General features: G+C 71.7%; 9 protein-coding genes. 8 read left to right on the forward strand and 1 reads right to left on the reverse strand.

Features of this window, described 5'->3' with window-relative positions; translation table 11 throughout:
- Window positions 1-11: 11 nt before the first annotated feature.
- Window positions 12-941 (reverse strand): Ppx/GppA phosphatase family protein, encoded by a 930-nt coding sequence (locus tag GA707_RS02945; protein WP_152176883.1) that lies wholly within the window; start codon window positions 939-941, stop codon window positions 12-14.
- A gap of 38 nt (window positions 942-979) precedes the next feature.
- Here GA707_RS02945 and GA707_RS02950 point away from each other — a divergent pair, with 38 nt between their 5' ends.
- From GA707_RS02950 to GA707_RS02985, 8 genes are all read left to right on the forward strand, one after another.
- Entirely contained in the window at window positions 980-1,837 is an 858-nt protein-coding gene (locus GA707_RS02950) for a hypothetical protein (protein ID WP_152176884.1), read from the forward strand.
- Complete coding sequence (locus tag GA707_RS02955) at window positions 1,834-2,541, forward strand: class I SAM-dependent methyltransferase (RefSeq protein WP_152176885.1); 708 nt, start codon at window positions 1,834-1,836, stop codon at window positions 2,539-2,541. The genes GA707_RS02950 and GA707_RS02955 overlap by 4 nt, the downstream gene beginning before the upstream one ends.
- Window positions 2,542-2,596: 55 nt before the next feature.
- Entirely contained in the window at window positions 2,597-5,653 is a 3,057-nt protein-coding gene (locus GA707_RS02960) for a response regulator (RefSeq protein ID WP_152176886.1), read from the forward strand.
- Entirely contained in the window at window positions 5,650-7,215 is a 1,566-nt protein-coding gene (locus tag GA707_RS02965; RefSeq protein WP_152176887.1) for a response regulator, read from the forward strand. The genes GA707_RS02960 and GA707_RS02965 overlap by 4 nt, the downstream gene beginning before the upstream one ends.
- Window positions 7,216-7,322: 107 nt before the next feature.
- On the forward strand, window positions 7,323-8,753 hold the full coding sequence (gene radA / locus GA707_RS02970; protein WP_152176888.1) for a DNA repair protein RadA: 1,431 nt from the start codon (window positions 7,323-7,325) through the stop codon (window positions 8,751-8,753).
- 11 nt (window positions 8,754-8,764) lie between these two features.
- A complete protein-coding gene (disA, locus tag GA707_RS02975; RefSeq protein ID WP_226963487.1) occupies window positions 8,765-9,835 on the forward strand; it encodes a DNA integrity scanning diadenylate cyclase DisA in 1,071 nt (356 codons plus the stop codon).
- Between the two features lie 11 nt (window positions 9,836-9,846).
- Window positions 9,847-10,725 (forward strand): A/G-specific adenine glycosylase, encoded by an 879-nt coding sequence (locus GA707_RS02980; protein ID WP_226963488.1) that lies wholly within the window; start codon window positions 9,847-9,849, stop codon window positions 10,723-10,725.
- A gap of 35 nt (window positions 10,726-10,760) precedes the next feature.
- Window positions 10,761-12,785: a hypothetical protein gene (locus tag GA707_RS02985; protein ID WP_152176891.1), complete on the forward strand. Its 2,025-nt coding sequence runs from the start codon at window positions 10,761-10,763 to the stop codon at window positions 12,783-12,785.
- Window positions 12,786-12,841: the final 56 nt, after the last annotated feature.

The following is a 12,841-nucleotide window of genomic DNA, read 5'->3' on the forward strand; positions in this document are numbered from 1 at the left end:
CGTCCGCGTGGTCAGGTTCCCGAGTGGTCGAGGAGACGGAGGATGACGCCCTCCCGCATGGCCCACGGACAGATCTCGAGACTGTCGACACCGAGCAGGTCCATCGCCGCCTCGGCGACGATGGCGCCGCCGAGCAGCTGCGGAGCCCGAGAGCCCGACACCCCCGGGAGCGCCCTGCGCTCGGCGAGGGTCATGTCCGCCAGCCGGGACAGCTCGTCGGTCAGTCGGGACCGCTCGAGGAGCCGGGTGACATAGGGCCCCTCCCGGCTCGGCGCGGCCCCGCAGATCCGGGCGAGCGACCGCATCGTCTTCGAGGTGCCGACGACCCTGTTCGCGTCGGGGTGCTTGATGATCGGGCGGGCCGCGGCGGCGATCTCGGCGCGGACGTACTTGCGAGCGGCCCGAATCGCCTCCGCCTGCGGCGGGTCGCCCACGAGGTGGTCGCGGGTGATCCGGCCGGCTCCGAGCTGGAGCGAGATGGCCACGTCGGGCTCCTCGTCCATTCCTGTCGCGAGCTCGAGGGAACCCCCGCCGATGTCGATCATCAGCAACGTCCCCGAGGACCATCCGAACCAGCGACGCGCCGCGAGGAACGTGTGACGGGCCTCGTCCTCGCCCGTCATCACCTGCAGGTCGACGTCGTGGCGTGAGCGTACGGCCTCGAGGACGTCGTCGCCGTTGGGCGCGTCGCGGATGGCGCTCGTCGCGAAGCCCACGAGGGACTCGGCGCCCTTCTCCTCGGCGAGGTCGAGGCACTCCCCGACGAAGTCGACCAGCCGGTCGCGGCCTTCGTCGCCGATCCGTCCGTCGTCGGTCACGTGCTCGGAGAGACGGAGGGTGATCTTGTGCGAGTGCGCCGGCAGGGGGTGGGCGCCGGGGTAGGCGTCGACGATGAGCATGTTGACCGTGTTGGAGCCGACGTCGATGACCCCGAGGCGCATGCGATCAGCGTAGTGGTCGAGCGCATAGGGTGTCCCACGTGCCTGAGTCGGACCTCGACATCCCCCGGATCTGGGTCGAGTTCACCGACCCCGCTGAGCCCGGACAACGGTTCCGGTGCGACCTGACGTGGCTCACATCCGACTGGACGTGCATCTTCGGCTCCGGGTGCAGGGGCATCTACGCCGACCGCCCTGACGACGGGTGCTGCACCCTGGGTGCGCACTTCACCGACCGGGAGGACGTCGAGCGTGTGCGGGCCGTCGCGGAGCGGCTCGGCGAGGACGAGTGGCAGCACCGCCCCGGACCGAAGGGCTTCGACGCCGAGGGCCGGCTGCGGCGGTCGGCCTGGACCGAGAAGGAGGACGGCGCCCGCCGGACCCGCATCGTCGACGGAGCCTGCATCTTCCTCAACCGGCCCGGCTTCCCGGCCGGGGCGGGATGCGCCCTGCACCAGCACGCGGTCCTCATGGGCGAGCCACCGCATACGACCAAACCCGACGTGTGCTGGCAGCTGCCGATCCGGCGCACCTACCGGACCGTGGAGCTTCCCGACGGCTCCAGCTATCTCGAGACGACGATCACCGAGTACGACCGCCGCGGCTGGGGGCCCGGTGGACACGACCTGGACTGGTACTGCTCGGGCAACTCGGAGGCGCACGTCGGCCGTGAGCCGGTGTTCCGCAACAGCGCCGACGAGCTGGTCGAGCTGATGGGCGAGGAGGCGTATGCGGCGCTCGTCGTCCGCTGCGAGGCGCACCTGGCCGCCGTGAAGGCCGCGCGGACCGTCCGCAGCCGCCGGATGCTGCCACTCCTGGTGCACCCGGCCACGCTGGCCGCAGGTGGGCCGGGCCGGCGTCCGAGCGCGCGGAAGGCGCCTCCGCGCACGACCCCGTGACCGGTCCGATCCCCAGCCCGAACATCTGGAACGACCCGCAGACCTACGAGGTCGAGAACCTCGCCGTGGACCGGGAGCATCGGATCGAGGCGGCCATACTCGCCCACCGGAGGATCGCGGGTGCCCGGCTCCTCGACCTCGGCTGCGGCAGCGGCTTCCACCTCGCCCGCTGGGTCGGTCTGGGCGCCGCCAGGGTGGTGGGGGTCGAGCCGCACCCGCCGCTACTCGCCCTGGCCCGGGCCCGGGTCTCCCGGCTCGCCGCCCCGGACCGCGAGCGCATCAGGGTCCTGCCCGGTGGTGCGGAGTCGGTTCCGCTCCCGGACGCGAGCATCGACGTCATGCACGCCCGGTGGGCCTACTTCTTCGGTTCGGGATCCGAGCCCGGACTGCGTGAGCTGGACCGGGTCATGGCCGCCGGCGGAGTCGCCTTCGTCGTCGACAACGACCTGACCGTCCCCTCGACCTTCGGCTCCTGGTTCGCGGCCGCCTACCCCGCATACGATGCGGATGCGACAGAACGGTTCTGGAGCCGCCACGGATGGGGGCGCGAGACGGTCGTGACCTCCTGGGAGTTCGACGACCGCGCCGATCTCGAGGCCGTCGTCCGCATCGAGTTCCCTCCCGCGGCGGCCGACCGCATCCTCGCCCACCACGAGGGGCGGTCCGTCGACTACGCGGTCGTCCTGCGCACGCGCGCGTACTGACCGACCGGGCGGGCGACGCTGGACGCGACCGCGAGGGGTGACCATACTCGTGGAGATGGCGGACGGGAGGGCGATTCCGGAACAGCTGGCCGACCGGTTGCGGGAGGCGGACGCCCGCATCGCCGAGCTGGAGTCGGCCCGCCTGCGCGCCGAGACGCTCCTCGCCGTCACCCGGGTGCTCGGGAAGACGCTGACTCTCGAGGACACCTTCGAGGCGATCCTCGGCGAGCTGGCGAAGGTCGTGCCCTACGACAGCTGCTCGATCCAGGTCATCCACGGCGATCGGCTCGTCATCGTCAGCGGCCGCGGCTTCGAGGACCTCGGGGGCATGCTCGGCGTCGGATTCGACCTGGACGACGAGGACAACCCCGGCATCCAGGTGGTGCGCTCCAAGCGGTGGCAGGTCGTCGCCGACGTGTCCACGCACCCCCACTTCGCGAGCCAGGAGCACGGCTCGGGCCGCATCCGGGGCTGGCTCTGCGTCCCGATGCTCATCGGGGAACGGGTCATCGGTGTCCTCAGCGTCGACAAGTTCGAGGCCGACTTCTACACCGATGAGCTCGCCGAGCTCGCGACCGCGTTCGCCACCCAGGCCGCCATGGCCATCGAGAACGCCCGCCTCCTCGACACCGAGCGCTCCGCGCGCGAGCAGGCCGAGACCCTGCGCGCCGCCGCCCACTCCCTGAGCAGCACGCTCGACCTGCGCGAGGTCTTCGACCTGATCCTCTCCGAGGTGGGCAAGGTCGTCCCCTACCGAAGCGCCAGCATCCAGCAGCTCGACGGGGACGAGTTCGAGATCCTCGCGCTCGTCGGAGTCCCCAACGCCGACGAGGTCATGCGGCACCGCTACCTGTGTCGAGGGCCCGAGGACCCAGCCTGGGAGCTGGTCCAGCGCCACGAGACGATGATCGTCTCCGACCCGGCCGAGCGGTACCCGTCCTTCGAGGACGCGCACACGGACGGCGTGATCCGCACCTGGATGGCTGTGCCCCTCCTCATCGGCGACCGACTCATCGGGATGCTCACCCTCGACTCCTTCGAGCGCGACTCCTACCCGCCCGACCTGGTGCGCACGGCGAACGCGTTCGCGTCGTTCGCCGCCACGACGATCGACAAGGCGCGCTATCTCAAGGAGCTCCACCGGGCCCGCGAGGAGGCCGTGGCGGCGACCCAGGCCAAGACCGCGTTCCTGGCGACGATGAGCCACGAGATCCGGACCCCGATGAACGCCGTGATCGGGATGAGCGATCTGCTGCTCGACACCGAGCTCACCTCCGAACAGCGCGAGTTCGCCGAGGTCATCCGCTCCAGCGGCGACGCACTCCTGCACGTGATCGACGACATCCTCGACTACAGCAAGATCGAGGTCGGCAAGCTCGAGCTCGAGCGGGTCCCCTTCGATCTGCGGGCGTGCGTGTCCGAGTCACTGGACATCGTGGCCCGCAGGGCAGCCGAGAAGGACATCGAGCTGGGCTGTCTCGTCGGAGACGGAGTGCCGACGGGTGTGCTCGGCGATCCCGCCCGACTGCGCCAGGTGCTGCTCAACCTCCTCTCGAACGCGGTCAAGTTCACCGAGCGTGGCGAGATCGTCGTCACGCTCGACGCCGAACCCGTGGAGGCTGGATCGCACCGGATCCGGATGGCCGTGCGCGACACGGGCATCGGCATCCCCGCGGACCGGGCGACCCGCATCTTCGAGTCGTTCACCCAGGTCGACGCCTCCACGACCCGTCGGTACGGAGGCACCGGACTGGGTCTCGCGATCACGCGCCGGATCGTCGAGCTGATGGACGGCACCGTAGAGCTCGACAGCGTGGTGGGCGCAGGGTCGACGTTCACCGTCACCTGGCCCGCCGAGGAGGCCGAGCTGCCGCTCCCGACCGCGCAGCGGACGGTGCAGCCGCTCCTTCAGGGCAGACGGGTGCTCGTCGTCGACGACAACGCGACCAACCGCGAGATCATCCGTCGGCAGACCCGCTCCTGGGGCATGGAAACCGTCGCCGTCGGCCGACCCGACCTGGCTCTTCAGCTGCTCGACGCCGGAGAGCGGTTCGACGTCGCGGTGCTCGACCATCTGATGCCCGACATGGACGGCATCGAGCTGGCCAGTGAGGTCAAGCGGCGCGTGGCCGAGCTCCCGCTCATCCTGGTCACGTCGCTCGGGCGGCTGCCGCCCGGTGACACGGTGCGGGACTTCGACGCCCAGATGTCCAAACCGCTCAAGGTCGCGCAGCTCCACGAGGCGCTGAGCCGGGTGCTGGACGAGCCCGAGGACGAGACGGAACCCGCTGCCGGCCCGTCGGAGGAGACGGGGCGAGCGCCGATCGAGATCCTCCTCGTCGAGGACGGTGCGGTGAACCAGACCGTCGCCCTCGGCATGCTCGCGCGACTCGGCCATCGGGCGGATGTGGCGTGGAACGGTCTCGAGGCCCTGGAGGCCCTCGAGAGACGACGCTACGACGTGGTCCTGATGGATGTGCAGATGCCGGAGCTGGACGGTCTCGACGCGACGCGGCGGATCCGCGAACGGTGGCACGACCGCGGTCCGTACATCATCGCCATGACGGCCAACGCGATGGCCGACGATCGCGATGAGTGCCTCGCTGCGGGGATGGACGACTACCTCGCGAAGCCGATCCGTCTCGAGTCGTTGGCGGAGGCGCTGCGGATCGCCCCCGATCCCGACCGCAGGCCCGAAGCGTCCGATGCGGTGGACCGCCCCGGCGAGGCCGAGTTCGACGCTGACCCTCGCGGAGCCGACGCCGCCGAACTCGACCCGCAAGCCCTCGCGGACCTCGTGGCGATGGGTGGCCCCGAGCTGCGCGACCAGGTGATGGAGGCTTTCGCGGCCGAGGCGGCTCCCCTCCGCACGACCCTGACCGACGCGGTCCGCGACGGGGACCTCGACCGGGTCAGGCGAGCCGCGCATACCCTCAAGTCGAACGGCGCGACACTCGGAGCGACCGCCTTCGCAGACCTCTGCCGCGAGCTCGAGCAGCGCGCCCGCGACGGTCGGCTCGACGGAGCAGCGACCCTCGTCGACAGGATCGCGGCGGAGCTGGCCCGGGTCGAACGGGCGTTGGCCGCGGTCCCGGCGCAGGGCGAGCCGTGAGCGCACCCGGAGGGCGGGTCCTCGTCGTCGACGACAGCCTGGTCAACCGGACCGTCCTGAGCCGAGCCCTGACCGCCGAGGGCCATGAGGCGTTCACCGCCGAGAACGGGCTGCGGGCGCTGGAGCTGCTCCGGGCGGGCGACGGCCCTGCGATCGACGCGATCCTGCTCGACCTCGAGATGCCCGAGCTCGACGGGTTCGCGACCCTGGAGCAGCTCAAGGCCGACGCGTCCCTCCGCGACCTCCCGGTGATCGTCGTCTCATCCAACGAGGACCTGGACAGCGTGGTGCGGTGCATCGAGATCGGCGCCGCCGACTACCTCCCCAAGCCGTTCAACGCCGCCCTGCTGCGGGCCCGGGTCAACGCGTCGTTGACCGAGAAGCGGCTCGGCGACCAGCGACGGGCCGTGGCGGACGTCCTGCGCGCGGTGGCCGGCTCGCAGGGCCTGCAGCCGGTGCTCGACGAGATCGTCACGGCCGCGCGGAGACTGTGTCGCGGTGACCACTCCCAGCTGTACCTGGTGGCCGGTAGCATGCTGCGCCTGCATGCCGAGAGTGTGGACGACGGTGTGGAGCGGCCCGGCGTCGAGCCGACCGAGGCGAGGACCGATGCGCACGCCCTCGACCGCACGAGCGTTGCCGGACGGAGCGGTCTGGCGCGCGCGGTCGTGCAGATTCGGGACGTGCTCGAGGACGCCGACTACTCCGTCCCCGCGTCCGGAAGGGCGCGATCCCGCGCCCTGCTCGGCGTGCCCATCCTGCACGACGAGGTCCTCGTCGGGGTGATCACGGCCGGCCGCGCCGACCCGTCTCCGTTCACCGAGGAGCAGGTCGAGCTCGTCAAGACATTCGCCGACCAGGCCGCCATCGCGATCACCAACGCTCGCCTCATCAGCGCGGTCGAGCGGCAGCGGACCGAGCTGTCCCGGTTCCTGTCGCCGCAGATCGCCGCACTCGTCTCCTCCGACGATGGCGAGGTCCTGCTCGCCGGCCACCGGGCCCACATCACCTGCGTCTTCTGCGACCTGCGCGGATCGACGGCCTTCGTGGAGACCGCCGCCCCGGAGGAACAGCTCGAGGTGATCCGTGCATACCACCGGCTGCTCGGCACCCTGATCCCCGAGCACGAGGGGACCCTCGAGCACTTCGCCGGCGACGGCGTCATGGTCTTCTTCAACGACCCGGTGCCGGTGGCCGACCATGAGCTCAAGGCGGTCCGCTTCGCCCTCGCCGCGCAAGAGCGCTTCGCGCCCATGGCCGAGTCATGGCGCAAGCGTGGCATCGTCCTCGCGCTGGGGATCGGCATCGAGTCCGGCTACGCCACCTTGGGGCGGATCGGCTTCGAGGGCCGGTACGACTACGGCGCACTCGGTCCGGTGACCAACCTCGCCGCCCGGCTGAGCGACAGCGCCGCCTCCGGCCAGGTGCTCATCGGCCAGCGCGTCCACGCCGAGATCGAGACGCTGGTCGACGCCGAGGCCGTCGGCGAGCTGGGGCTCAAGGGCTTCGGGCGGCCGGTCGCGGCGTACGCCGTGCACGGACTGCGCGGCTCGGCGACCTGAGCGGAGACGAACGCTTCCACCCGGACGGGCTGATGCCGCCTAGCATGGTTCGGCCTCTGACGGGTCGGTCGCAAGGGCTGTCGGACCCGTCGCCTAAGGTCGTCGACATGGCTGGGAACGGTGTCGCCGGACGGACTCTCGCCGCTCGCTCGCGGGCGTCGGGGTTCCGGTGCGCGGAGTGCGGCTGGAGCACGGCCAAGTGGGTCGGCCGGTGCGGGGAGTGCCAGGCCTGGGGGACGGTCGACGAGGTGGCGGCGAGCGCGGGACCGCGAACCACGTCGGCGTCGCGCGTCGCCATACCCGCTCGACCCATCGGCGAGGTCGACCCGGAGTCGGCGCGCGCCCGACCGACCGGAGTCGGCGAGTTCGACCGGGTCCTCGGCGGCGGACTCGTCCCCGGCGGGGTAGTGCTCGTGGCCGGCGAGCCGGGCATCGGCAAGTCCACGCTCCTGCTCGATGTCGCCGCGCGCGCCGCGCGGGGGTCGTCCGAGGACGGGACGGCTCGCCGGGTTCTCTACGTCAGCGGAGAGGAGTCGGCGGCGCAGGTCCGGGCGCGGGCGGAGCGGATCGAGGCGATGGCGGCGAGCCTGTTCCTCGCCTCGGAGACCGACCTGGCCACTGTCCTGGGCCAGATCGACCAGGTGGTGCCCGACCTGGTCGTCGTCGACTCGGTGCAGACGATCGCCAGCGGGGAGGTCGACGGGGCGGCGGGCAACGTCAGCCAGGTCCGTGAGGTGGCCGCGGCCCTGATCGCCGCCGCCAAGTCCCGCGGCATGGCGGTCCTCCTCGTCGGGCACGTGACCAAGGACGGGTCGATCGCCGGCCCGCGCGTGCTCGAGCACCTCGTCGACGTGGTGATCCAGTTCGAGGGCGACCGGCACTCGCGGCTACGACTCGTGCGGGCCGTGAAGAACCGATACGGCCCCACCGACGAGATCGGCTGCTTCGACCTGTCGGAGGTCGGAATCGTCGGGCTCCCGGACCCCAGCGGGCTGTTCACCTCCGACCGGTCGGTGACCGTGCCCGGCACCTGCATGACGGTCGCGCTCGAGGGGCGCCGGCCGTTGCTGGTCGAGGTCCAGTCCCTCGTGGCGTCGTCCACCCTGTCCCAGCCGCGACGAGCCACGAGCGGTCTGGACACGGCCCGGGTACAGATGATCATCGCCGTCCTCGAGCGGCGGGCGAAGGCGCCGATCGGGGCCAACGACACGTTCGTGTCGACGGTGGGTGGCGTGCGCCTCACCGAGCCCGCGGCGGATCTCGCGGTCGCGCTCGCCATCGGCAGCGCGGTGGTGGACCAACCGCTCCTCCCCAGCCTCATCGCGGTCGGTGAGGTCGGCCTGTCGGGCGACATCAGGCCCGCGGTGGGGATCGGGAGGCGCCTCGCCGAGGCAGCGCGACTCGGTGTCACCCACGCGATCGTGCCCACCGGCACGGTCGGGGCCGTGTCGGTGCCGACCGGGCTGCACGTCGCGGAAGTGGGAGACCTGCGCGCAGCCTTGCGCGCCGCCCTCTCCGCCGAGGGTGTGGGCGGATAGGATCGGACCTCGTGACCGACGACGAGCTGCTGCGTTCGACGCTCGCGGCCGTCGCGCCGGGGACCGAGCTGCGGGACGGCCTCGAGCGGATCCTGCGGGGCCGGACCGGCGCGCTGATCATCCTCGGGCACGACCGCCTCATGGACAAGATCGCCACCGGCGGGTTCCCCCTCGACATCGAGTTCTCGGCGACGCGGCTTCGTGAGCTCTGCAAGATGGACGGTGCGGTGATCCTCGACAAGGACCGCATCCGCATCCTGAGGGCGGCCACCCAGCTGGTGCCCGACGCCACGATCGAGACGAGCGAGTCCGGCACCCGACACCGGACGGCCGAGCGGGTCGCGAAGCAGACCGGCTTCCCCGTCATCTCGGTGAGCCAGTCGATGCACATCGTGGCCCTCTATATCGGTCACCGACGTGTCGTCCTCGAGGACAGCGGCGACATCCTCGCCCGGGGGAACCAGGCGCTCGCGACGCTGGAGCGCTACAAGCACCGCCTCGATGAGGTCACCGGCACCCTGTCGGCTCTCGAGATCGAGGATCTGGTGACGGTCCGCGACGTCGCGAGCGTCCTCCAGCGTCTCGAGATGGTCCGACGCATCCGGGAGGAGATCGCCGACTACGTCCTGCAGCTCGGCATCGACGGGCGTCTCTTGAGCCTTCAGCTCGAAGAGCTCACCGCCGGACTGAGCGACGACCTGTCGCTGGTCCTTCAGGACTACCTCGGCGAGGCCCGTCACGCGGTCTCCTTCGAGGAGGCCATCACCGCGCTGACCGAGCTCGACGCCACCGAGCTGCTCGATCTCGTGGGCGTGGCACGGGCGGTCGGCTTCACGGTCAGCGGCGACGCCCTCGACTCCTCGGTGAGCCCCCAGGGCCACCGGTTGCTCTCCAAGGTTCCGCGGCTCCCCGGTGCGATCGTCGAGCGCCTCGTCGTGCACTTCGGCGGCCTCCAGCGCCTGCTCTCGGCGACCGTCGAGGAGCTCATGGAGGTCGACGGGGTCGGTGAGGGTCGGGCCCGCGCCGTCCGGGAGGGACTGTCCCGGCTCGCCGAGTCGAGCATCCTCGACCGCTACGTCTGACCAGACCTGCCGTGCCGCTCGACGCCGTGCTCCACGACCGCATCCTCAGCTGGTACGCCGAGCACGCCCGCGACCTGCCCTGGCGTGCGCCGGACTGCACACCCTGGGGCGTCTTCGTCAGCGAGATCATGGCCCAGCAGACTCCGCTCTCGCGCGTCGAGCCGGTCTGGCGCGAGTGGCTGGAGCGGTGGCCGACTCCGACCGACCTCGCCGCCGACTCACCCGGCGAGGCGGTCCGGGCCTGGAAGCGCCTCGGGTACCCGCGGCGAGCCCTGCGACTGCACGAGGCAGCCACGGCGATGGTCGACCGCTTCGACGGCGAAGTGCCGGCCGACGAGCTCGACCTGCTCGACCTGCCCGGCGTCGGCGCCTACACAGCCGCTGCGGTGACCGCTTTCGCCTTCGGGCGACGCGCCGTGGTCATCGACACGAACATCCGGCGGGTCCAGGCACGTCTGATGGCCGGTGACGAGCACGCCGCCCCCAGCCTCACGGCGGCAGAGCGCGCCCTCGCGACCCGACTCCTGCCCGAGGACGACGCGGCGTGCGCCACCTGGAACGTCGCCGTCATGGAGCTCGGCGCACTCGTCTGCACCGCTCGCGCACCGCAGTGCGACGTGTGCCCCGTCGCCGACCTCTGTCGCTGGGTCGCAGCGGGCCGCCCGGACTACGAGGGTCCACCCCGTCGCGGCCAGGCCTGGGCGGGCACCGACCGCCAGGTGCGGGGCGAGATCGTGCAGCGACTCCGCGACAGCCTGTCGCCGGTCCCCCGGACCGCGCTGGCCGACGCGGGTCCGGAGCCGAGCCAGGTCGAGCGGGCCCTGTCCACGCTCATCCACGACGGGCTCGTCGAACCTCATCCGAACGACCACTTCGCACTGCCGACATGAGCGACCCGCACCCGCGCGGCAGGCACACTGGAGTCGTGACGGACCGGGCCCGGCGGCATGGCGCGGGCCGTCGCCTGTCCGGGCCGGTCGCAGTCGTCGTCGTCCTGCTCGCCGCCCTCCTCACAGCGCCGCCGGCGGGCGCCGACGCCGGACTGATCGTGTCGTCGACGAGCCGCTACGTCGTGGACCTCGAGGCCGAACAGGTGACCGCCGGCATCAGGATGACGCTGCGCAATGTCGCTCCCGACGAGCCGACCGAGGACGGTGGGGTCAGGTTCTTCTTCTACGACGCCTACGGCATCCCCCTGCCGGCCGAGGCCCGCGACGTGCGGGCGGTCAGCGGAGGTGAGGAGCTCGTCGTCGAGCGACTACCCATCGAGGGGCAGACCGGCTTCCGGCTCTACCAGATCCGCTTCCCCGACCTGCTCTTCGGTGACAGCCGCACCATCGATCTCGACTTCACCCTCGAGGGTCAGCCACCCCGCTCCGACGACCCGACCCGGATCGGACCCGGGTATGCGACCTTCTCGGTGTTCGGGCCGGGAGACCCCGGCTCGAACACCGTCGAGGTGGTCGTCCCCGAGGACCTCACCGTCGACAGCACCGCGAGCTCGTTCACCGAGGCGCCGGGCAGCGACGGAACCTCCGTCTACACCTCACGCGAGGACAACCTCGCTCCGGGATTCGCCGCGACCATGTCGGTCCGCAGTCTCGAGGTCGGTGAGGGTCGGCCTGTGACGGTCGGCGGCGTTCCCCTGGTCCTGGTGCCCTACCCGAACGACCCCGAGTGGGCGGACTTCATCGAGGAGCGGGCCGATGTCGGACTCCCGGTGCTCGTCGAGCTCGTCGGCCAGGAGTGGCCCGGCGAGATCGACCGGATCCGGCAGGACTCGGGGAGCCAGGTCCGCGGCTTCGAGGGGTGGTACTCGACGACGGAGCGGGAAATCGTCCTCGGGGAGGGCCTCGACGACGGCGTTCTCTTCCACGAGCTCGCCCACGCGTGGGTCAACACGTCGACGATCGAGGACCGTTGGCTCTCCGAGGGTCTCGCCGAGCTGCTGGCCGAGGAGACCGCCGCGCGGACCGACGGGACGTTCACCCGGCCCGCAGAGGTCGACGCCACGGACGATGCCGCCGTCCCCCTGCAGACCTGGGACGAGTCGCCGGGCTTCCGTGGCACGGACGTCGACGGGTGGGCCTACCCCGCGAGCTACCAGGTCGTCACCGCGCTCGTCGCCGGACTCGAGGACGACGAGCTGCACGCGCTGATCGCCGACGTCGTCAACGCGAGCAGCCCGTGGGACCTGCCGGGCCGGAGGAGCCTGTCCGGCGGGGCCTTGCGCACGACGACGTTCTTCGACATGCTGGCGTCCCACGACGCGCCGACGATCGCCGACGGCTCCGCGCAGTCGCTGTACGTCAGGTGGGTGCTCACCGACGAGGACGCCGCTCGGCTCGCCGACCGGGCGGAGGCGACCACCGCATACACGACGTTCGCGGCCGCCGCTCCCTGGGGACCGCCACTCGGGGTCCGCGCCGCCATGGCGCAGTGGGACTATCCGCAGGCCATGACCCTGATGGCCGAGCGGGCCGAGCTGCCGGCCGGGGCCGCCACCGTACAGGAGCTCTCCGAGCGCAGCGGAACCGAGCTCCCGGAGCGGATCCGCAGCGGCTACGAGGACGCCGACAGCGAGCAGGAGCTCGATGCGGCGGCTGCGGCCATCGCCACCGCCACGAACGCCCTGCAGCGGTACGAGGAGGCGCGCGCGGCCGTCGACGCCGACCGCGGGCCACTCGGACGGCTCGGGTCCGCCGTGCTGAGGTTGGAGCCCACGGTGGACGCCGCCCAGCAGAACATCTCCCTGGACGAGATGGACGCCTCGGTGGCCGCGTCCGAACTCGCCCTCGAGCGGGCCGGCTGGGCGACCCGCCTCGGGCTCGCCATCGTCGCCGGTGTCGTTCTCCTCGTGCTGGCCGCGGTCGCCCTCGCCGTCGCCGTGCGCCGCCGCACCCGGCGCCGTCCCGCTCCGGAACCGACCCCGGCCGCCGCACTCCCGTAGCCCGCCGGGAAACGGCGAGCGCCGCATACCCGCGATGGGGTATGCGGCGCTCGCGT

Origin of the sequence: Nostocoides sp. F2B08 (genome assembly GCF_009184895.1) — a bacterium.
Classification (GTDB): domain Bacteria; phylum Actinomycetota; class Actinomycetes; order Actinomycetales; family Dermatophilaceae; genus F2B08.

Coding starts and splice junctions, on each gene's coding strand:
- GA707_RS02945 (WP_152176883.1), bottom strand. CDS start 941: ATGCGCCTCGGGGTCATCGACGTCGGCTCCAACACGGTCAACATGCTC.
- GA707_RS02960 (WP_152176886.1), top strand. CDS start 2,597: ATGGCGGACGGGAGGGCGATTCCGGAACAGCTGGCCGACCGGTTGCGG.
- radA (WP_152176888.1), top strand. CDS start 7,323: ATGGCTGGGAACGGTGTCGCCGGACGGACTCTCGCCGCTCGCTCGCGG.